Origin of the sequence: Glutamicibacter sp. NPDC087831 (assembly GCF_044742845.1) — a bacterium.
Taxonomy (GTDB): Bacteria; Actinomycetota; Actinomycetes; order Actinomycetales; family Micrococcaceae; genus Glutamicibacter.
Genome location: NZ_JBIUVH010000002.1, coordinates 881,932 through 902,776, shown reverse-complemented (window position 1 = coordinate 902,776; position 20,845 = coordinate 881,932). Strand labels below are relative to the sequence as shown.

Here is a 20,845-nt window from a genome sequence, read left to right as displayed (position 1 = left end):
GGCTAGGCCAACTTGTCGACGCGGCGCAATATCAGCCGCATCGGCGCATGCCTGAGGGCTCGCGGCAGCAGCCGCGTGGCGGCTCTGGCGACGGCGATGACGCGGGCGTTGCGCTGCGCGGCTTTCCCGGTGAGGCGATAGCCGAAGCCTTCGCGCACCGGGGCCGGCAGCTGGGCGATGGTCACGTCGCGCATCAGCGGCATGCCGATCCGGACCCACCATGGGGCATTGCGTGCTTCGAAAAGTTCGCGGGCCAGCGCCCGGGTCTGGTTGGTGACTTCCAGCTTCGCTTGATTCTGCGCAAAGTACTGCTCGAAGCCACCGAGGTCCTGCGGCCAGTAGTCGACCGGCATCTGCAAGGCCTCACCGAGCCGTGCGTACTGCAGGTAGAGCTCTTCCTGGTCGGCCTTGATTTCATCCAGGATCTGGCCGGCAATCACGCGGGCCGAATCATAGAGCGTGGCCGCCACCCACAACTGCAGCCTGGGATCCAGCGCAGAATACGCGGGCCTGCCCTCGTCACGCGTTGCGCGAATGGGCCGGTGCGCCGCGTCCACATGGGCGATGATCTTGCGCTGCTGTTCTGCTGTGCCATTGCTCAATGCATAGATATAGCCGAGGGTATGAATCAGCCGGCTGAGCGGGTTGGCGGCGAAATCAGAGTGCTCGGCAATGGCCCGGCCAATCTGCGGGTGGGCCAGCTGAAGCAAGATGGCTCGGCCCGCTCCGAGCAGCAGCCCGGCTTCCGGCGCGATGCGGGAGAAGGGCTCGCCGTTCTCTGCGGCCAGGTTCCTTTGCGTCATGACCCCCATTCTAGGCAGTCGGCTAGCCCAAGGTCATTGGCGCCGATGGCTGCAGGAAGTTTCTCAGGATTCTTGCGTCGCAGCCTTCTTCAGCAGGACAACGACCGAAGTTGCGGCCATGAACACGGTTCCCGCGATCACCGCAATGCTTCGGGGCGTCTGGCCCGGGTCGCTGGACAACGCCGGCACGATGAGAATCAGGACGGCGGCCCCCAGCACCTTGAGGGCAAAAGCTGCATAGAACATCTTCTTCATTGCGTGTATCCTCGGGTAGCGCGCTGCCGCGAAACAGCTGCGGCATCCGGTGCCTAGAATGCTACCCCACAGTGCAGGATCGCGTTGGCGTAGGGGGTAGCTTCCCCCGTGCGCACGATGACCTTGGCCTGGGGCAGTTGGGCTTTCAGCTCTTCGTGGGAGATGAAGTCCGGGTCCAGGCCCCTGGCCAGGCACAGTTCCTGGACCGGGCCGTTCTCGGCTTCGGCCGCCAGGGTGCTGTTCTCGATCACCATGTTCCGGGCCAGGACCTCGAGCACCTGATCGAAGCTGGGCAGACCCTGCACCAAGGCCAGATCGATGACCAGTGGGCCTTCGGGCAGCGGCAGGCCGCAGTCCGCTATCACCACGGTGTCGGTATGCCCGCACTTGGCCAGGGCGGCCAGCAGCGGGGCGTTGAGAATTTCGGATTTCAGCACAGCGGCTTCCTTAGGTCTTGCTCGAAAAGGGGTCTCAAAGGTTCTGCAGGGAACGCGGGTAGGAAGCTTGGGCTCCGTGCGCCTGCACCGTCAGCGCGGCGAACTTGCCGGCGAATTCTGCGGCCTGCGCCAGGTCATCGCCCTTGGCCAGGCGGGCAGCCACCGCACCGGTGAATGCGTCGCCGGCACCGGTGGTGTCCACGGCCTTGACCTTCACGGCGGGCAGCGCGCGAACCTGGACCCCGCCGTTCTCCCCTGGGAAGCGGTCGGCAACCAGGCAGCCATTGGCGCCGAGGGTGATGACCACGCTGGCGATGCCCTCGTCGACCAGCATCCCGGCCAGGCGCTCGTACTTGCCGTCGAACTGGCGAGCCGGGTGCGGGTTCAGCTGCTGGAGCACGGCTTCGGCCTCATGCTCGTTGACCACCAGCGGGTTGGCTTTGAGCAGGTACTCGCGGTCCAGTTCGATCACCGGCGCCAGGTTGAGCACGATGCGCTGTGTGGCGGCATCCATGGCGGCCTTGATGCCCGAGGCAGGAATCTCCCCCTGCAGCACCAGGATGCCCTCGATGCCCCCGGCGGCCTGCACAGCCTCGCCGGAGACGGTCGAGTTGGCCCCGGAGACCACGGCAATGGAGTTCTCCGCGCCACGGTCCACCTGGATGATGGCTACGCCGGTCGGCTCGCCGGCGCGGGCCACGCGATCGAGCTTCACGCCGGCTTCCCCGAGCTGGCCCAGCGCGATTTCGGCGTGCGAGTCGTTGCCGACGGCGCCGATGAATTCCGTGGCGGCACCGGCCAGCGCGGCGGCCAGCGCCTGGTTGGCGCCCTTGCCGCCGGGCGAGAGCCGGTAGGAGTCTGCCAGCACGGTTTCACCCGGGCCGGGAAGGCGGGCCATCAGCGCAGTGATGTCCACGTTGCTAGAGCCCACAATGGTGACCTGGATGTCCTGCTGCATGCTATGTCCTCTGGTTCTCTCCACCCGGCGGCCGATGGGCGCCGGTGCACTGCTTGATTGCCGCTAAGGGCAGATTACTCGCCTGCGTAGTCGGCGACGTTCTTCTCGTCCACCGTGTCAACGGCGACCTGCACGTTGGCTTCGACTTCTTCGCCCTTGATGGCCTTGGCCAGGATCTGCACCGACTGCTTGCCCAGCTCGGCTGGGTTCTGGGCGATGGTGGCAACCAGGGTGCCATCCTGGACTGCCTTGAAGCCGTCGTCGGTGCCGTCGAAGCCGACTACCAACACGTCCTTGCCGGCCTTGTCGCCCAGTGCCTGGATGGCGCCCAGGGCCATTTCGTCGTTCATCGCCAGCACGCCAGCGGCATCCGGGTTGGCCTGCATCAGGTTGGTGACCACGTCCAGTGCTTCGGCTCGGTCGAAGTTGGCGGTCTGCGAGGAGACGACCTCGATGTCCTTGAACTCGGCCAGGCCCTTGTCGAAGCCTTCGCCGCGCTCGTTGGTTGCCGAGGCGCCTGGAACACCTTCCAGCACGATGATCTTGCCCTTGCCGCCCAGCGCCTCGCCCAGCGCCTTGGCAGCCTGCTCGCCGCCGGCAACGTTATCCGAAGCCACGAAGGAAGCGATCTTGGTCTCGCCCACCGCACGGTCAACCGCAACGATCGGCAGGCCGGCCTCGGCCACCGGGTTCAGGCCGGCTTCAGCGGTTTCGGTATCCACGGCGTTGATGATCAGGCCGGCCGAGCCGTTGGTTGCCGCGGTGGCCAGCTGGTTGGCCTGGGTTGCGGAGTCGTTCTGCGCGTCGACGACGGACAGGTCGATGCCCTGCGCTTCGGCCTCGGCCTGGGCGCCGTCACGCAGGTCGACGAAGAAGGGGTTGTTCAGGGTGGACACTGCCAAGGTGGCCGAGCCGGCCTCTGCTTCGGTGCCGCGGTTGCAGGCGGCCAGGCCGGCCACCAGGGCCAGTCCGACGCTGACGGCTGCGGTCTTGCGGATGATGTTCTTCATGGGGTTCTCCTTTGAACTTTTCTTGAATTGCTGGGTACGGAGGGAAAATCTAGTGCTTGACGTTCTTGCGGCGCAGCACGTCGAAGCCCACGGCGATCGCAATCACGGCGCCGATGACTACCTGCTGCCAGAAGGCGGAAACCGAAAGCAGGTTCAGCCCGTTGCGGATCACGGCCAGCACCAGGGCGCCGATCAGGGTGCCGGAGATGCGTCCCACGCCGCCGGAGAGCGATGCGCCGCCGATGACCACGGCCGCGATGGCATCCAGCTCGTAGCCCGAAGCCAGGGTCGGCTGGGCCGAGTCCAGGCGCCCGGCCAGGATCATGCCGGACAGGGCCGCGAAGACGCCGGAGATGATGAAGACGGTGACCAGCACGCGCTTGACCGGGATGCCCGACAGGCGCGCGGCTTCGGTGTTGCCGCCCACGGCGAAGGCGTTCTTGCCGATGACGGTGCGGTTGAGCACGAAGGCGGCAAGCAGGCCGGAGACGACCAGGATCAGGATCGGCACCGGGATCGGGCCCAGGTCATCGCCCAGCCAGGACACCGAGGAGCTGGTGGAGATCGGCCGGCCATCGGAGATCACCAGGGTCAGCCCGCGCACCACGGTGAGCATCGCCAGCGAGGCGATGAAGGTGGGCAGCTTGCCGTAGGCGCTCATCGCACCGGTGACCCAGCCGCACAGTGCACCGACGGCCAGGCCGATCGGGATGGACAGGCCATCGGGCAGGCCGGCGGTGGTGATGGCATAGGAGGAGCCCATGGCCGAGAGCGCCGCGACCGAGCCGACCGAGAGGTCGATGCCGGCGGCGACGATCACGAAGGTCATGCCGAAGGCCATCACCGCGATGGTGGAGACCTGGATGCCGATGTTCATCAGGTTCGGTCCGGTCAGGAAGCGCGGGGTGGCGATGAACAGGGCCAGGCAAAGAATGACCAGGCCAACCAGGGCTCCGTTGTTGGCAAGGAATGCCTTGAAATCAAAGCCCTTCTTCGGGGCAGTAGCTACGCTGCTCATTACTTGGTTCCCATTTCTTCTTCGCGGTGCACATTGCTGACGGCCAGGGACATGATGGCGTCCTGGGTGGCTTGTTCGGTGGCCAGTTCCCCGGCGATGCGTCCCTGGCTCATGACCAGGACGCGGTCGGACATGCCCAGCACTTCGGGCAGTTCGCTGGAGGCCATCAACACGCAGCCTCCGGAGGCGGTGATCTCATTGATCAGTTCGTAGATTTCGACCTTCGCTCCCACGTCCACGCCGCGGGTCGGCTCATCGAGCAGCAGCACCTTGGCCCCGGCGGTGAACCAGCGGCCGAACACGGCCTTCTGCTGGTTTCCGCCCGAGAGCGAGCGGATGGGCGCATCGATGCTGCCCATGCGGATGCGCAGGCGTTCGGCGACCTGCTGCGCGCGGTCCTTCTGGCCCTTGCGGTCCACCAGTCCGTTCTTGGCGGTGGCGGCCATGGTGGCGTAGCCGATGTTCTCGGCCACCGAGGCATCCAGCACCAGGCCCTGGGTCTTGCGGTCCTCGGGAACGTGCCCGATCCCGGCACGGGTGGCTGCCGCGACGTCGAAGCTGGCCAGCTTCTTGCCGTTGACCGCCACGACGCCGCTGGCGTACTTGTCGGCTCCGGCGATGGCGCGGATCAGCTCGGTGCGCCCGGCACCCATCAGGCCGGCCAGGGCAACCACTTCGCCGGGCCGCACTTCCAGCGAGATGTCCTTGAGCATGCCCTCGCACAGGTTCTGCACGCTCAGCAGCGGCTTCTGGCCTGGCTCGGTGGCTACACGCGGGAACTGGGCGTCGATGTCGCGGCCGACCATGAGCCGGACCAGCTCGTTCTCCTCGGTGTCCGCCGGCACGGTGGCAATGAATTTGCCATCGCGCAGCACGTTCACGAAGTCGCCGATTTCGGCAATCTCATCGAGGTGGTGGCTGATGAACACCATGCCTACGCCTTGTTGCTTCAAGGTGGCGACCACCGAGAACAGGTGCGCGATTTCGGCCTTGGTCAATGCCGCCGTGGGCTCATCGAGGATCAGCACGCGGGCGTCCAGGCTCAGCGCCTTGGCGATCTCCACCAATTGCTGCTGGGCCAGGCCCAGCTGGCCCACCGGCGTATCGACATCCAGCGCCAGTCCGAGCTTGTCCATCGCTTCGCGGGCGATCTGGCGCATGGCGCGGCGGTTGATGATGCCGAATTTGCGCGGCACGCGGCCCAGGGTGATGTTCTCGGCGATGGTCATCGACGGGACCAGGTTCAGTTCCTGGTGGATAGTGGCGATGCCCAATGCCTCGGAGGCCTTGGTGTTGGGAATCTTCACGGCCTTGCCGTCCACCAGGATCCGGCCGGCGTCCGGCTCGTGCACGCCGGCGATCATCTTGATCAGCGTCGACTTGCCTGCGCCGTTCTCGCCGAGCAGCACCGAGACCTTGCCGGCATGCACCTCGACGGTGACCTCGTCGATCACCTGTACCGGGCCGAAGGACTTGCAGACCTTGTCCAGGACCAGCAGAGCGTCATTACTCATTCTCGTTCCTTCCATCCTCGCCTATGCGCCGGTGGCGGGTTGCGTTGGGGCCAGCGACTCACGCGCGGTGAATCGGCTGATGAATTCTTGGGGCTCGGGGCTCTTGCCCGCCATGACGTCCTGGAGCGCGGTGACCGCGGCGCGGCCCATGCTGGTCAGGTCGTGGCTGATCGTGGCGATCGGCGGATCGTGCATGAGCATTGCATCCACCTCGTCGAAGGTGATCACCGAGAGCTGCTTCCCGATCCGGATGCCGGCTTCGCGCCACACGGTCAGTGCGCCGATGGCCATCGGCGCATCGGCGATGACCACCGCGGTCGGCTGCAGTTCATGGCCCAGCAGCCAGCGGGCGCCTTCGGCACCCGAGGCGGCGCGGAAGTCGCCGGCAAAGTGCAGGGCAGGATCGGTATCCAGGCCGTTGGCGGCCATCGCCGAGTCGAAGGCGCTGTGGCGTTCGCGGGCGGTGGATGCGTGGTCCGGGCCGCCCAAGAAAGCGATTTTGGCGTGGCCCAGGGCCTTCAGCCGCGCGATGGCTTCTTCCAGGGCGCCGGTGCTGGAGGCGGTGATGGATGGGATGCGAAGCTCGGGCAGGGTGCGGTCGACGAAAACCAGCGGAGTGCCCGAGGCAATGATGCGCTGCATCATCTGGCTTGGCCGGTCGGCGTCTTCATCAAGGCCCTGGGGAACGAGAATCAATCCGTCAACGCGGCGCGAAAGCATCGCGGCGAGGAACTGGTCCTGCTGTTCGGTGTCCTCGTTGGCATTGCCGATGAAGGTCATCATTCCCGCGGCGTGGGCCTGCTGCTCGACGGCATGCGCGAGATCGGAGAAGTAGGGGTTGCGCACATCGGATATCAGCAGCGCGATGGTGTCGGTTTTGGTGGAGCGCAGGGAGCGGGCCTGGGCATTGGGCACGAAACCCAAATCCTTGGCGACAGCTTCCACTTTTTCGCGGGAAGCGGCCGAAGTGGCGGGGTGGCCGGATAGAACGCGCGAGGCAGTCGCGGAAGATACTCCGGCTGCAAGTGCCACATCCTTGATGGTGACAGCGTTCATGTCGATAAGCCCCTTTGCTTACGTGTAATCGATTCCATGGAATCGATTACACAGTTTTCCTCACAAAGAAATTTAAGTCAATACGCTGCCCCTGGGCCTCGGATAATCCTTATCCATGGAGCAGAATTTTTAGGCTCGTGACTAGCCGCTTTCAGTTGTCAGCGGTCTCCAGCCCGAATTGCCCAATAATCAAAGTCACCTCGCGACCAGCTGGCCCGATGGTCGCTAAGATGGTGCTTGTGTCGGTCAACCAGCTTTCAGATAGCGCCCAGAACTATCTCAAGATCATCTTCGGTCTCAACGAGTGGTCGAGCGATCCGGTAACCGCCAGCATCATCGCCAGCAAATCAGGCATGAAGCTCTCCACGGTTTCCGGCGCCCTGGGCAAATTGCGCCAGCAGGGCCTGCTCGACCATGCGCCCTATGGCGCCGTAACGCTGACCGAACTGGGACGCGAGTATGCGGTGACCATGGTGCGCCGCCATCGCCTGATCGAAACTTTCCTGGTGCAGATGCTGGGCTACCGCTGGGACCAGGTGCATGACGAGGCCGAGAGCCTGGAGCATGCGGTATCCGATTTCATGATCGAGCGCATCGACAGCTTGCTGGAGCACCCCACCCGCGACCCGCATGGCGACCCCATCCCGACGGCCGAAGGCCGCATTTCCATCCCGCAAGCGTTCAACCTGAGCGAAGCCAGCGATGACGCCCAGGTGGTTGTCGAACGCATCGCCGATGACGATTCGCAGCTGCTGCAGTATTTCTCCGATCATCGGATCGTTGTCGGCGCGCAACTGCGCATTACCGCTGGCGAGCAATTCTCCGAGACAGTGAATGTCCAGGTCTGCTCAACTGGCGAAACCCTGCGCTTGGGTTCGCGTGCAGCCGCGGCCGCATGGGTCTCCCTTCTCCCCTGAATAGCCTTTCCAGGTCCTGGTCAACGGCAAGCGGAAGGCCCGTGGCATCGACGCGTCCCTGCACCCAGGGTGCTGATTGTCCGGCCAATAGTCTAAAGTGATGATCAACCAGGGATACTGCAATGTACAAGTTTTACATGGGGGTACATTGCAGCATTCTTGGCGAACTCCTGCGCTCACACTCTCTTGAAAGACATCACCTTGCCAAGAAAACTCATTGCTGCGCTCTGCGCTGCAGTTTTGGTGCTCGCTGGATGCAGCGCACCGGCAGAACCTTCGGCACTTACCGGGATGGATCCCGCACCGGTTGAAGACCTGCTGGCAACAGATCGGCCATTGCTGGTTGAACGGGCTGCCACCAGCAGCAAGAAGGTCCTTCCCGGGGCGAAGCTCAAGGGCCCCAAGGCCACCGCAATGCTCAAGACCCTGCCGGTAAAGGGCAAGGCGGCCGCCACTGGGTACAACCGGAACAAGAAGTTCGGCAATGGGTGGAAGGACTTCGACAAGGACAAATGCGATGAACGCCAGAACACCTTGTCCCGGGACATGTCCAAGGTGAAGTTCAAGGACCGCAAGAAGTGCACCCTAGCTTCGGGCACGTTGCATGACAGCTACACCGGCAAGAGGATCAACTGGAAGGTCAAGTCAGGCAGCGTCGACATTGACCACGTGGTTTCCCTGAAGAACGCGTGGATCTCCGGCGGCCAGAAGCTTTCCCAGGCCCAGCGCCAGGCTCTGGCTAATGACCCGCTGAATTTGATGGCCGCTGATGCCTCTGCCAATCGCCAAAAGGGCGATAAGAACACAGCTGAATGGCTCCCCAAGAACAAGTCCTTCCGATGCCAGTACGTAGCCACCCAGATCAGCGTCAAGAAGAAGTACGTGCTGTCGGTCACCAAAGCCGAAAAGCAGGCCATGGCCAAAGTGCTCAAGAGCTGCCGCAACCAGAAGGCCGCGAAAGTCACCACGATCAAGCCTGCCGGTTCCAAGCCCAAGGCATCACCGAAGAAGGACGTGCACAAGGCTCCTTCCGTGGTCAAGGGCACCGTGCATCCGGGCGCTTACTGCAAGCAGGCAGACAAGGGAAAGCGCGGCAAGTCCAAGGCCGGCAAGCTCTACACCTGCAAGACCGACGCCAAGGGCAAACTGCGCTGGCGCGCCTAATGCCGCTTGCAGGTCCCGATCGAGCCAACTGATTCAGCTGCCCATCCGGGCGCAGCGCAGGGCAGCGCCCTTCCAGTTAGCAGGGTGGTCGGGTGGAGGTTCAAGCCATGCGCCGGATCGCCCGGATCCGGATCCAGCCATGAATCGAGAGGACCTGCCGCAGCGTTGCCGGCCATGGGAAGTACGCTGATTCGCTGATGCGTGCATCCATTGCCCATCAGCTGTCGCCGGCGAGCGCACGTCTCACACGCCATTTTCCTTTCAGCTGCGGGAAACTTGCCACCGCCTTCTACGTGTTCGCCGCAAGCGCCTTGCGCCGCCCCTTGCTGGCCAGCCGGGTGGCAATGAGTCCTTGCTTCGGACTGAACAGATAGGCAATTCCAAAAATCGCCGCCTGGGCCAGAACCACCATTCCGCCGGTTGATGCATCGAGGTAATAGCTCATGTAGACACCCAGGATTCCTGCACAGGCTGCGAGGATCGGTGCGATCAGGAGCATCTTCCCGAATCGATCGGTCAACAGGTAGGCCGTGGCGCCGGGGATGATCAGCATGGCAACTACCAGGATGACGCCCACCGCCTGCAAAGCCACAACAGAGGTCATGGCCAATAGCCCCAGGAGCACCGCGCCGATGATCCGCGGGCTCATCCCCAAGGCATGTGCGTGCGTTTGGTCAAAGGCATAGAGGGTGAAGTCCTTGCGCTTGAGAATCAGGATGGCGAAGGTGATCGCGCCAAGCACCAGGACCTGCCACAGGTCATTGGCCGAGACGCCCAGCAAATTGCCGAAGATGATGTGGTTTAGATCCACATGGCTCGGCGTGACCGAGACCAGCACCAGCCCGATGGAGAAGAGCGTGGTGAAGACGATGCCAATGGCAGCATCTTCCTTGAGCTTGGTGGTGTCGCGGACTCCCCCGATCAGGGCCACCGCGAGGAATCCGAAGACCAGGGCACCCAGGGCAAAGGGAGCACCCACGATGTAGGCCAGCACGACTCCGGGCAAGACCGCATGCGAGACTGCATCGCCCATCAGCGACCAGCCAATGAGGACCAGCCAGCAGGACAGGACCGCGCACAGTACGGCGGCGATGATCGTAACCAGCAGGGCGCGCACCATGAAGGTGTAGCCCAGCGGCTCAGCTAGCAATTCAATGAGGTTCATTCCCCGCCTCGCTTCATGGGATCCAGCCCGAAGGCCAGGGCCAGGTTTTCCGCCTGCAGCACGAGATCCGGATGGCCATGCATCAGCACCTTGCGCATCAGGAGCACCGCTTCATCGGCAAGTTCCGGAAGCGCGTGCAGGTCGTGGGTGGAAATCAGCACGCTGCCGCCTTCATCAGCAACTTCGCGCAACAGCTTGGTGATCGTTGCTTCGCTGCGTTTATCCACGCCTGCGAAAGGCTCATCGAGCAGCATGATATTGGCGCCCTGGGCAATGCATCGGGCGACGAAGGCACGCTTTTTCTGGCCTCCGGAGAGCTGGCCGATTTGCCGGTTGGCAAAACTGGCCAGCTCCACCCGTTCGAGGGCTTCATCCACGGCGGCGTGGTCCCTCTTCCTGGCTCTCCTGGTCCATCCCATTTGCCCGTAGCGCCCGGTCATCACCACTTCACGCACCGAGATCGGGAAGTTCCAATCCACGGCTTCGCTTTGCGGCACGTAGGCAAGCTGCCCGCTTTTCCGAGCTTGCAGCGGGTCGGTGCCGTTGATGCGCACGCTGCCGGTGTCGGGCTTGATCTGCCCCATGATGGTTTTGAACAGCGTGGATTTGCCCGAGCCGTTCATCCCGACCAGGCCGCAGACCCGACCGCGGCCCAACTGCAAGGAGGCATGGTCCAGGGCCAGCACGGGGCCGTAGTGGACGGTCGCGGCCGACACATCAATTGCGAGGGCATCGCTGGGCTTCGCGTTCATGGTGTTCCGCCTTTCAAGGCACGGGCGATGGTTCTGGTGTCATGCGAGATCAGGTCCAGGTAGCTGGGTACTGGACCACCAGGCTCGGATAGCGAGTCCACATAGAGCGTTCCGCCATAGGAGGCATCGGTGGATTCGACGACTCGTTGCATGGCCGCATCGGAGACCGTGGATTCGCAGAAGACCGCAGGAACATCGTTTTCCCTGACAAAGTCAATCGCCGCGGCGACCTTGCGCGGCGTAGCCTGCGATTCCGCGTTGACGGCCCAGAGATACTTTTCGGCCATGGCGGTATCCCGGGCCAGATAGCTGAAGGCCCCTTCGCAGGTCACCAGTACCCGCTGGCGTTCGGGGATTTCTGCCAGTGCCGCTTCGAGCTCGTCGTGGACCTTTTGCAGTTCGGCTTGGTAGGCCTTGGCGTTGTCCCGGTAGTCGCGCGCATTGGCCGGGTCCAGTTCGGTAAATGCATCTGCCATGCGGTCCACGTAGATTTTCACGTTCAATGGGCTCATCCACGCATGCGGATTGGGCTTTCCCGCACCTTCTTCCTGGACGATATCGATGGCCTTGATCCCTTGGCTGACGGTGGCATGCGGAGCGTCATTGCCTTCGACGAATTGCTGGAACCAGGCTTCGAGGTTCAGCCCGTTATCGAGAATCAGGTCCGCATGCGATGCCCGGCGCAGATCATCAGGGGTAGGTTCGTAACCGTGGATCTCCGCACCAAGACGGGTAATTGATTCAACGCGCAGGTGATCGCCTGCGACATTCTGGGCGATGTCCTGCAGGACCGTGAAGGTTGTCAGCACCACCGGCCGGTGGTCTTGGCTGTCGGCGGGCACGGCACTTTGGCTACCGCCGCATCCAGCGAGCGCGAACAGGCATGCCAAGCCAGCAGCCAGCCAGCCTGCGCGTTGCCCCGCACGTGATCGGGGCTTGAGGGTTCGCACCATTGCACACCATTCCAAATCTCGCCATGACGATTAGTTCGTCCCCCTCAATCATAATGTTTGAGGGGTCGAACATTGCAAGTTCGCGTCGGCAGATTTCGGTGCGCCCTACTGCATCAGACCCCCAGCAGGGTATTAACCAGCCTGGCTGCGGTGCGGGCCGTTCTTCCGTCAATATCCAATGATGGATTCAATTCGACAACATCGACCAGCGCCAGCTTGTCACTGCGCGCCAGCATCGCGCAGACCCCGTGGATTACTTCCAGCGGCACCCCGAATCCGGCAGGGGCGCTGACCCCGGGGGCGACCGAGGCAGGAAGCACATCCAGGTCAATGGTCAGGTACAGCTTGTCTACGCTCTCCATGAAGTCGGCAACGAAGGCCAGGACGGAAGGCAGCTGCCCGGCAGTGCACTGCTCGTCAAGCAGGTAGCGCACTTCCAGGGCGCGGGCCTGCTCGAAGAGGACCCGGGTATTGTTCGGTTTGCTGATGCCCACCACGGCATAGTTGAAATCTTGTCCCGCCGCCTGCAGGTCCTTGGCAATATCCAGGAAAGGAGTGCCGCTGCTCCGCCGCGGAGCACTGCGCAGATCGAAATGCGCATCCAGATTCAAGATGCCCAGCCGAGTTCCAGGCTCTTGGCTGCAATGCCGGAAAAGGCCGTTGAACGAACCGTAAGCCGTTTCATGGCCGCCGCCGAGCACGACTGGAAGCATCCCTCCTCCGAGCAAAGCGCTCACCGACTGCGCCAGCCGCTCCTGCCCTGATTCAAGCTCATCGCCAGATACTGCGACATCACCAGCATCAATCAGGAGCCGTGGCTCGTGGATAGCAAGGGAACCCAAGGCGGCACGCAGCGCCTGTGGTCCTTGCGCCGCCCCGGCCCGGCCCTCGTTGCGCAGCACGCCGGCATCCGAAGCGAAACCGAGCAGCGCTGCCGGTCCCCGCCCGCTGGACTGGTCGTCAGCCTTGCGGTTGATTTGCTGATGCCATCTCAGGTGCTGCTCGCCGGCACCGTCATTGCGCCCGCTCCACGTAGCCGCTGCCCGGTCAACAGCCAATTCCGGCTTAAAATTCTCCATGGTTCCAGCTGACCAGAGACACCGCGAGTACGCTATGCCCCCTGCGCATCTTCGTCTGAAACACCAGACAGCAGCAGATTAGCGGGTTCGCAGCGCCCCGTAGTCCAGCGGACCTCCCGTGGCCGAGTTGCCGTAGACCTCCACATGGATGTGATCCATATGCATCGTGGTGTCATTCCAATTGCCGGTGAACTGGTTTCCGTACTTTCCTGATCCGGAATACGGCGTCCAGCCTGTCGTGGGAAGCCAAATCCGGTCTTGCCAGATCAGGTAATAGATACCCAGCTGACTGCGGTTATCCAGCAGGAACTGGGCCAGCTTCTTGCCCTGGGCAACCCGCTGCCTGTTCTTGTAGTCGCGAATCATCAGGTCCACGGCCTTCCCGGAGCTGTGCCCGGCAGAGCCGCTTCGAATGGTATGAATGGCGCTGATAGTATCGCCGGTCTTCCCCTGCAACGCAGCGATGACGCGCTGCGCATCGGGTTGCAACGTTCCCGGCTCATTTTTGGAAAGGTAGTTTTCCTTGACCCAGCCGGTGGCCTGGGGAGCGGCGACTTGCGCCCATCCGGAATCGCTGCGCAGGTAGGCGACTTTCTGCCCCGCTGGCAGCACGGCTTTGCTCTGGTGGCTGATTCCCGCGCCGGCGCGGAGGTTCACGTTGGTTGTGGTCCAGCGGTATTCGGCTTTCGGTGCCGGTGCCGGTCGCGGCGCCTGCGGTTTGCTAGTAGCAAGATAGCCATTGCTGATCCATCCGGTGCCCTGCGTTGAGGCAACTCGCGTCCAGCCATTGGCCGTTCCCAGGACGCTGACCTGCTGGCCCTTGGAGATGACCGCCAGTGATTCATGGCCGGTGGAGTACCCGGAGCGCAGGTGCACATTAGCCGTCGTCCAGCGCTTGGCCTGCTTCAGCGGCGTGTAGGCCTTGGCCACCAGTACGCTTGATGGAACCCATCCCATCGTCTTGGAAGTCTTCACTCGCGCCCAGCCATTCGACGTGCCGTGCAGGGTGAGCTTGGACCCCGCTGGCACGGTCCCCAGGGACTTGGCAGAGCCCGAAGCGCCGACGCGCAGGGCGGTATTAGCCAGGATCCAGCGAGCCGATGGGTTGGCGGGCTTGTAGGCGGTGCTGGACAGGCTAGCGCTAGGCACCCAGCCGGTGCCGCGCTGGGACTTGATCTGGGACCAGGAACCTCGGGTTGCGTACAAGCCGACTTTTTCACCCGGCGCAAGGCTTCCAAGGGATGGAGATGAGCTGCGATTGGACTGGCGCAGGACGCTGCTGCTGATCAGCCAACGGTTCCCGATCGTTTTCCGGGTTGCTGCCGGTTGCGACGACAGCTGCTTGGCCGGCAGCCAGCCGCGTTTTCCGGCAGAAATGGCATAGGTCCACGAGCCTGACGTGCGCAGCCACTCGACTTTGGCTCCAGCTGGAACACCCGCAACGCGTGCCGCTTTGGCAGAGGCGGACTTGCGCAGCACTTGCGCGGTTTTCGCATACCGGTACACCGGCGCGGGCATTGCGGTAGACAGCTGGCTGGTGGGCACGAAACCGGTGATCTTGCCGATTCTGATCCGGCTCCAGGAACCGGTTGAGCCCAGACGCCGGACCTCGGCTTTGCGCATGGCCCCGGTCAAGGCCGCGGATGCCGCCGATGCCTTCTTGCGCACCGGCTGGAAGGAAATCAGATAGCGCACGGCTGAAGTCTTGGGCTTTGCCGGCGCCGGCGCTTTCGGCGTTGCCAGGTACTTGGCCGAGACCCAGCCGGTCTTCTTCATGTAGCTCACTTGCACCCAGCCCGATGAACCCTTGGACGCGAGGAGCTTGGCACCTTTGGGAATGACTAGCAGCGACGCGGATCGGACCGATGGCGACTTGCGCAAATTCAGGTTGGTGGTGGTCTGCTTGGCAATTGCCGGAGGAGCGGCAGCGAGTTGCGCCAGGCCGGCTGGAGCCTGCGTTGAGGCGCTGGCGCCAGCTGCGGTCCCGAAGGACAGCATCAGGACCAGCAGCAGGCCCAGTACACGTTTAGAGAATTTCAATGTCAGTGCTTTCGAGCAAGGGCATATTGCCGTTTCCTGCGGCCCACGGAAGTGCACAGCGATCCGCTGTGGTGACAATTGCTGTTACCGCCAAGGAAATCATGACACAGGTATGGCGGTTTCACCGCGCTTGGATTCTAAGGTTCTAGCGTGCCTCGGAAATGACGAAAGCGGTGACGGATCCGGGTTCGATTTCAGTTCGCCCGGCATCCTGGATGACAGGTCCAGCGGCCTGCCGCGACAAGCGGTCGAATTCCCTGCGCGGCAGGTGCTTGATGCCCACCGGAGCATGGGCGTGGAGCCACGCTTCGACCTCTTCCGCTGGGGATTCTGTCAGCCAGGCGAACAGCGCGTGTGCTGCCTGCGCCGCGGCCTTGCCTGTGGACATGTCCAAGGATTTGTTCAGCACGATGCTGATCTGCGCATCCAGGACTTCCTCCGCTTTTGGAAGCTGCGTGCCGGAGACCTGCAACTTGGCAATCAGCTTCGGCAGGTCAGCGGCCGGCAATGGAGGCAAGCCAACGGCTCGGGCCTTGCCCACTTCGCTGACCATTTGCTCAGGGAACATCTCCAGCACCTTGGCGAACATCTTGGGATTAGCCCGGCGTACCGATTTGGCGTAGGCCTGTGAAGCCCACTGCTGCCAATCCGGGTTCTGCGGATCTTGCAGATAGGCAATCACGGCTGCTCGTGCCACCGCTGACAGGCCCTCGTCCTCGCTCGACGGATCCTCCTTGTCGATTCGCAGGATGATGGGCTGGACCAGTTCTCCGGGGTCGCGATCGCGCAGTTCAGTCATGGTCCTATTCTATGGCGAGTGGCGGCCCTGAAATACTCGGAGCGGACTAGCAGTGCCCTGACTGCCGAAGCCGATTGCTCCCCGGCTTCCACCGCGTGCACAGCGCGGCATTGCGCGGCATTGCGCGGCATTGCGCCATGTCCCAATGCTTGGCTTATGTTGGCCGATGGGCCCGAGCACTGGTGCTTCGGGGAACGGCAACGGCAAGCTGACCAGCAAGCTGATTCCAATCACCTCCGCGAACACCACCGTTTTGCCAGTGGGCGTGCAGTTCATCGAGCCCACGATACGTACCGGAGGGCTGGGCACCGTGCTGCTCGATGAGGCTGTCGGCGAATCGTGGTGGACCCTGCACCCTGCTGTTCCGGGCAACGATCCAGCGGAGATCCTGCCGGCGCGCACTCTTGCCAACTACGAGGAGCTGGGCGCGCCTGGTCGCCGTTGTTCCAGAAATCCATTACGGATGGCCCGCAAGCCTTTGATGCTGTCTTGGCAGCAATGAACTTCCAGGGTGCAGTTCGCGTCGTTGCGGATATTTGGCCAGCACCGGCTAACTAGCGGCTTGGACTCTTGCCTAGCGCCGCCGCACCTTGCGAACAATCAGCAAGATGACACTGGTAAGCATAGCCGTCGCCAAGCTGACCAGCAGCGGAGCCTGCCACGGAATTTCCAGGACACTTCCGGTGAATTGTTCCCAGAAGGAGCCGACGGTCTTCCAGCCAGTGGTCTTCGATCCAATAACTCTGGCCGCGCTTTCCACGACTGCCGGCATCATCCATTGGATAGCCAATGCGAAAACCCACATCAGCAAGTTCATGATCCTCGAGAACCCGACGAATCCCAAAATGAGGCCGAGGATCAGCGGCCCGGAATACCAAAGGTAAACGTAGTACGACTGGGCGCCCGCAACGAGCGATGCGATGATCTGCAGCCAATAGCTCACGCCCACAGTGAGCGTTGCATAGAAGAGCACCGCTATGGGCAGCCGCAATTTAGTGGCCAGGAAATACCAGGCTTGGCTGACCAGCAGCAGGCCACCGAAAACCCAAAGATGGCGAATCGAAGCTGGGGAGAGTTCCCCGTCCAAGAGCCCCGATTCGAATGCGTGGAGTCCTTGGAACCCCAGGCCCAAGAGTCCCAGGACCATGCCCACGGCAGTCACGATGGCAAAGCCGGTGCGGCTATATCCAATGCGTCGGGCAAACCAGCTGCCCCAGAGGGTGATCACGGAGAAAACCACCAGTAGCCCTTGGGCGTCGTCGCTGGCATGCGGGAGAATTGAGCGGTCTTCCTGACCGATCCATAACCACGGCAACACCGCGATCGCAGTGATCAGCAATCCGGCGACCAATTGCATCCACCAGTTTTGCCAGACGCGCCTCATTGAACCCACTCTTACTCCTCGGTGTCCCTACGCGCTCATTGTTCCAGAGCCAGAGCGAAGCATCGCGAATGCCGGCAGGCGTTTCTTCCAACTCGCTCGGAGCTTGTGATTCGAATGTGAGTGATTTTGGCAGAAATGCCAGATGGCCCGTGGGCATTCCACCCAACTGGAATGCCCGCGAGCCATCTGGACTATGTCTTCTACCTTGCCTTGGCGTGGGTGGCCAGGGCTCCTTGATCCCGTAAATGCAGATGGTTTACGTCATCAGGCGGTCCTCGTTGATTTCGGCGGTAACCTGTTCAACTTCATCTACCAACAGTGAACTACACATAGATCACACTGTGCAACAGGCGTGCTAACAACTAGTCAATATGATCAATTGGACAAGGAATATCTCGTTATTATTCGCCATTTTGCCGTGAGATCTGAATCACAAATTTTTGATCAGGAAATGCGGCTGGGACTATTGACCTTGACGTTGCGTCAACCATTAGCGTGGTAGCCATGAAGGATTCAACTAGCCACGAGCCGGCAGTTCACCACTCGATTGCGCATGTCTCAAAATCCGCTGGCATCAGCAGCCGTACCTTGCGGCACTACGACCAGATCGGCTTGCTGAAACCTGACTACCTGTCCGCCAACGGCTACCGGTTCTACACCGACGGGCAGCTGGTCCGGCTCCAGCAGATTCTCCTGCTCAAGCAGCTGGGCATCAAGCTGGAGACCATCGCTGAAATCCTGGACGAGCAACGCGATGAACTGGTCGCGCTGAGCACCCACAAGGAACAGCTCCATAGGCAGCGTGCGGCGCTGGACCGGCAGATCGCTGCCTTGGAGCACAGCATTTCAACACTAACGACAGGAGGAAACATGGAACCGGAAAAGAGCTTTGACGGCTTCAACGAGCAGTACAAGCAAGAGGTTGCCGAACGCTGGGGCGCCGACGCGTATGAAGCATCGAATCGCTGGTGGCGTTCCAAAACCGGGGACCAGCAAAACGCATTCATGGAAGAGGTGAAGATGCTCAATCAGGATTGGATCGTGGCGGGGAAGAATTCCGTCCCAGCGGACAGCTTCGAAGCCCAGGAATTAGCGGCTCGACATGTGCGCTGGCTCCAGAGCGCCAAGGGCACCCCGCTGGATTCCGGCGATCCGGCACAGCACAAGGCATATATCTGCAATCTCGGCGAGATGTATGTCGCTGATCCGCGGTTTGCAAAGAACTACGGCGGATACGCGGAGCTGGTTCGCGACGCATTGCGGATCTTTGCAGAACGGGCTATCGAGCTGGACTAGGCTGTGGCTGTTCCCGATGGACTCGGGAACAGCCAAGGGCACCGCATTCAGCTCTGGGATTCGTTCGCGATATCGTCGCGGGCCTGCGCATAGCGTTCTTGGATATAGTTCTCCAGTGCAACGCGTTCCACGCGCCACATGCCCCGCCCGCCAATTTGGATGGCCGGCAGCTCGCCGCTTTTCACCAAAGCGCGGACCTGGGGCAGCTTCACATTCAGTTCCTCTGCCACGTCTTCCAACCGCAAAAACCTCATATCAACAGGTTACTGTGATTAGCGCCCATTTGATCTCAGCCTGGTTATTTTGTGGATAAAAGATGGCTTTTCGCCCGAGCATTCGCCCTGTTGACCCCAGTAGCCGACTTGCACGCAATAATATCGGCCAATCCGCGCAACACATTTGGGATTCACTGGTCATATTGACTAAAATCTAGGTTGGTACTTATGCACGCGCAACACAACCTGTCTCAGGAGACCACCACATGAATTCGGATACGTATCAGCTCGATGAAACCGACCGGCGTATCCTTCTGGCACTCGATGCGGATCCGCGTGTGCCGATCATGATGCTGGCGCAGCAGCTGGGCCTGGCCCGCGGCACCGTGCAGACTCGTTTGGAACGCTTGGCCCATTCAGGTGCGTTGCGCCCGAACACCGCGCGAATCCTCCCTGCGTCCATGGGCCGTGGCGTCAGCGCTTTCGTTAGCGCTGAATTGAACCAGGCCAGCTTGAATGAGGCCATCGCCGCACTGCGCCAGATTCCCGAGGTTCTGGAATGCGTCGCGCCGGCGGGAGACACGGACCTGTTGATTCGTGTGGCCGCGACTGACCCGGATGACCTGTACCGGGTCAGTGAAGAGATCCGCCTCTGCCCGGGCATAACCCGCACTTCCACCTCGATGATCCTGCGCGATGTCATCCCATTCCGCACTACCGAGCTGCTCAAGAAGCTGAGCCAGGACTAGCTCCCAGTATGTTGGAGTCCAATGCATAAACGCCGTTGCCGGCACCGCAAGGTGGCCGGCAGCGGCGTTTGGCATTATGGCCTGTTTGGAACTTCTTCGAGAATGGCAGCGGGCAGATACTTGGCCGAGCGGTACACCTGCATCATGGATAGCAGGCAGAGCACGGCAAGCAGGCCAATGAATAGAGCAGGATGAGCGACCGTGCGCCACAGTGCAAAGAATGTCGGGAAGCTGAACCCGATGAAACAGCACATGTAGAACCGGCCGGTCAATTTGCCGACGTCGGCGCCGCCGGCAAGATCCAATACCTGGCTTAGCCCGGCAACCAGCAAAATGCCATTGGCCGAACCGGCTATGGCGAATGCGATAATTCCCAAGAATTCTGAGCCGCTCAGCGACACTGCGATCATCATGAGCAGTGCAGCCAGCGAGGTAGCCAGTCCAGCCATGAGCAGCTTGATCTTGCCCAAGTCATTGAATCTCTTGACGAATGGCTGGATCAAGGTACCCATGCCCATGGTGACCGCGACTGCCAAGGTGGTGTAGAACAGGCTGGATTCACCGGCGCCGTTGCTCAGCGCCGGAACCACGGCAAACCCTGTTGCCGCCATGCCAAAGACCCATGGGGCTGCGGGCAAGACGATGCGGTAGAACCGCTGGAGGTTTGCCGGAGTCGTCACGTCGGCCTCCAGATGATGCCCTGCCCGGTCAGTGACTCGGTCTTCTCGGGTGAAGAACATCAACAGCAACCAGGAAAGCGCCGCGGCGGCATGGACGATGTATGCCAGTTCCGGGCTGCCGCTGGTCCCGACAATTGCCCCTGAAATGACCGGTCCCAGCGCGAAACCCAAGGACGTGCACAGCGCGGCACGAGTCGCGCCGGCAGCTCCCGGGCTAAGCAGCTTCACCCAGCTGGTGATGGCAACCATGGCCAGGCCCATGCCCAAGCCGGTCAGGATGCGTCCCGCATAGAGACCGGACTCGTGAACCGATCCGAAGATGAGCCCGAGGGATCCCAGAATGGAGCAGGCAAGGGCAAGCAGCGAAAATGGCTTGCGCCCGAACTTGTCCGCCAGCGGTCCGCCGAAAGCCAACGCCGGGATCATGCCCGCCAGGTAGCTGCCCATGACCAGCATGGCCTCGAACTCACTGAGCTCGCGGAATTGCTGGTACCAATTGATCAGCGATACGTATTGGTTGGCACACCAACCAGTGAGCACAAGGCATACGCCCGGAAGCCACCACGGAGTTGCCTTTCGGGTGGTCATGCGAACAGTGATT

Annotated in this window: 22 protein-coding genes; 5 read left to right on the top strand and 17 right to left on the bottom strand. The window is 61.9% G+C overall.

The window, feature by feature from the left end; all coding sequences use genetic code 11:
• Positions 1–2 precede the first annotated feature (2 nt).
• The 8 genes from ACIOJF_RS10675 to ACIOJF_RS10640 form a co-directional block, all read right to left on the bottom strand.
• Positions 3–803 carry an oxygenase MpaB family protein gene (locus ACIOJF_RS10675; protein ID WP_332487583.1) on the bottom strand — a complete coding sequence of 267 codons (801 nt, stop codon included), beginning with the start codon at positions 801–803 and terminating at the stop codon, positions 3–5.
• A gap of 63 nt (positions 804–866) precedes the next feature.
• Positions 867–1,058: a hypothetical protein gene (locus tag ACIOJF_RS10670; protein WP_402741628.1), complete on the bottom strand. Its 192-nt coding sequence runs from the start codon at positions 1,056–1,058 to the stop codon at positions 867–869.
• A 53-nt stretch (positions 1,059–1,111) separates the two neighbouring features.
• Positions 1,112–1,495 (bottom strand): D-ribose pyranase, encoded by a 384-nt coding sequence (gene rbsD / locus ACIOJF_RS10665; protein WP_365943729.1) that lies wholly within the window; start codon positions 1,493–1,495, stop codon positions 1,112–1,114.
• Between the two features lie 34 nt (positions 1,496–1,529).
• On the bottom strand, positions 1,530–2,453 hold the full coding sequence (locus ACIOJF_RS10660; protein WP_402741627.1) for a ribokinase: 924 nt from the start codon (positions 2,451–2,453) through the stop codon (positions 1,530–1,532).
• Positions 2,454–2,527: 74 nt separating this feature from the next.
• Positions 2,528–3,463 (bottom strand): substrate-binding domain-containing protein, encoded by a 936-nt coding sequence (locus tag ACIOJF_RS10655; RefSeq protein WP_105656332.1) that lies wholly within the window; start codon positions 3,461–3,463, stop codon positions 2,528–2,530.
• A gap of 49 nt (positions 3,464–3,512) precedes the next feature.
• Positions 3,513–4,481, bottom strand: a complete 969-nt coding sequence (locus tag ACIOJF_RS10650; RefSeq protein WP_359185508.1) for an ABC transporter permease — start codon at positions 4,479–4,481, stop codon at positions 3,513–3,515.
• The gene (locus ACIOJF_RS10645) at positions 4,481–5,995 is read right to left on the bottom strand and encodes a sugar ABC transporter ATP-binding protein (protein ID WP_365943731.1); all 1,515 of its coding nucleotides are present in this window, start codon (positions 5,993–5,995) and stop codon (positions 4,481–4,483) included. Before ACIOJF_RS10645 ends, ACIOJF_RS10650 begins: the two co-directional genes overlap by 1 nt.
• Positions 5,996–6,016: 21 nt before the next feature.
• The gene (locus tag ACIOJF_RS10640; protein ID WP_105656329.1) at positions 6,017–7,051 is read right to left on the bottom strand and encodes a LacI family DNA-binding transcriptional regulator; all 1,035 of its coding nucleotides are present in this window, start codon (positions 7,049–7,051) and stop codon (positions 6,017–6,019) included.
• A 239-nt stretch (positions 7,052–7,290) separates the two neighbouring features.
• Here ACIOJF_RS10640 and ACIOJF_RS10635 point away from each other — a divergent pair, with 239 nt between their 5' ends.
• Together ACIOJF_RS10635 and ACIOJF_RS10630 are read left to right on the top strand one after the other, a co-directional pair.
• Positions 7,291–7,968, top strand: coding sequence for a metal-dependent transcriptional regulator (locus ACIOJF_RS10635; RefSeq protein ID WP_105662148.1), 678 nt, complete (start codon positions 7,291–7,293; stop codon positions 7,966–7,968).
• Between the two features lie 201 nt (positions 7,969–8,169).
• Positions 8,170–9,132 carry an HNH endonuclease family protein gene (locus tag ACIOJF_RS10630; protein WP_402741626.1) on the top strand — a complete coding sequence of 321 codons (963 nt, stop codon included), beginning with the start codon at positions 8,170–8,172 and terminating at the stop codon, positions 9,130–9,132.
• Positions 9,133–9,421: 289 nt separating this feature from the next.
• On the opposite strand, the gene ACIOJF_RS10625 is transcribed toward ACIOJF_RS10630, so the two are convergent.
• The 6 genes from ACIOJF_RS10625 to ACIOJF_RS10600 form a co-directional block, all read right to left on the bottom strand.
• On the bottom strand, positions 9,422–10,297 hold the full coding sequence (locus ACIOJF_RS10625; protein ID WP_105661959.1) for a metal ABC transporter permease: 876 nt from the start codon (positions 10,295–10,297) through the stop codon (positions 9,422–9,424).
• Entirely contained in the window at positions 10,294–11,049 is a 756-nt protein-coding gene (locus tag ACIOJF_RS10620; RefSeq protein WP_105656326.1) for a metal ABC transporter ATP-binding protein, read from the bottom strand. The genes ACIOJF_RS10625 and ACIOJF_RS10620 overlap by 4 nt, the downstream gene beginning before the upstream one ends.
• Complete coding sequence (locus tag ACIOJF_RS10615; RefSeq protein WP_105656325.1) at positions 11,046–12,002, bottom strand: metal ABC transporter substrate-binding protein; 957 nt, start codon at positions 12,000–12,002, stop codon at positions 11,046–11,048. The genes ACIOJF_RS10620 and ACIOJF_RS10615 overlap by 4 nt, the downstream gene beginning before the upstream one ends.
• 113 nt (positions 12,003–12,115) lie before the next feature.
• Positions 12,116–13,081: a formimidoylglutamase gene (hutG, locus tag ACIOJF_RS10610; RefSeq protein ID WP_105661961.1), complete on the bottom strand. Its 966-nt coding sequence runs from the start codon at positions 13,079–13,081 to the stop codon at positions 12,116–12,118.
• 78 nt (positions 13,082–13,159) lie between these two features.
• Positions 13,160–15,121, bottom strand: coding sequence for an SH3 domain-containing protein (locus ACIOJF_RS10605; RefSeq protein WP_402735130.1), 1,962 nt, complete (start codon positions 15,119–15,121; stop codon positions 13,160–13,162).
• 145 nt (positions 15,122–15,266) lie between these two features.
• The gene (locus ACIOJF_RS10600) at positions 15,267–15,920 is read right to left on the bottom strand and encodes a peptidyl-tRNA hydrolase (RefSeq protein WP_105656322.1); all 654 of its coding nucleotides are present in this window, start codon (positions 15,918–15,920) and stop codon (positions 15,267–15,269) included.
• A 166-nt stretch (positions 15,921–16,086) separates the two neighbouring features.
• Here ACIOJF_RS10600 and ACIOJF_RS10595 point away from each other — a divergent pair, with 166 nt between their 5' ends.
• A complete protein-coding gene (locus ACIOJF_RS10595; RefSeq protein ID WP_133834016.1) occupies positions 16,087–16,422 on the top strand; it encodes a hypothetical protein in 336 nt (111 codons plus the stop codon).
• 72 nt (positions 16,423–16,494) lie between these two features.
• Here ACIOJF_RS10595 and ACIOJF_RS10590 read toward each other — a convergent pair whose 3' ends face one another.
• The gene (locus tag ACIOJF_RS10590) at positions 16,495–17,304 is read right to left on the bottom strand and encodes a hypothetical protein (protein WP_402741625.1); all 810 of its coding nucleotides are present in this window, start codon (positions 17,302–17,304) and stop codon (positions 16,495–16,497) included.
• 504 nt (positions 17,305–17,808) lie between these two features.
• On the opposite strand from ACIOJF_RS10590, the gene ACIOJF_RS10585 reads away from it, so the two are divergent.
• On the top strand, positions 17,809–18,600 hold the full coding sequence (locus ACIOJF_RS10585) for a MerR family transcriptional regulator (RefSeq protein WP_332487558.1): 792 nt from the start codon (positions 17,809–17,811) through the stop codon (positions 18,598–18,600).
• Between the two features lie 47 nt (positions 18,601–18,647).
• Here ACIOJF_RS10585 and ACIOJF_RS10580 read toward each other — a convergent pair whose 3' ends face one another.
• The gene (locus ACIOJF_RS10580; protein WP_105656318.1) at positions 18,648–18,854 is read right to left on the bottom strand and encodes a helix-turn-helix domain-containing protein; all 207 of its coding nucleotides are present in this window, start codon (positions 18,852–18,854) and stop codon (positions 18,648–18,650) included.
• Between the two features lie 227 nt (positions 18,855–19,081).
• Between ACIOJF_RS10580 and ACIOJF_RS10575 the strand changes: the two genes are divergently transcribed.
• Complete coding sequence (locus tag ACIOJF_RS10575) at positions 19,082–19,564, top strand: Lrp/AsnC family transcriptional regulator (RefSeq protein ID WP_105656317.1); 483 nt, start codon at positions 19,082–19,084, stop codon at positions 19,562–19,564.
• A gap of 74 nt (positions 19,565–19,638) precedes the next feature.
• Here the strand turns inward: ACIOJF_RS10575 and ACIOJF_RS10570 are convergent, their stop codons facing one another.
• Complete coding sequence (locus ACIOJF_RS10570) at positions 19,639–20,832, bottom strand: MFS transporter (protein ID WP_105656316.1); 1,194 nt, start codon at positions 20,830–20,832, stop codon at positions 19,639–19,641.
• Positions 20,833–20,845 lie beyond the last annotated feature (13 nt).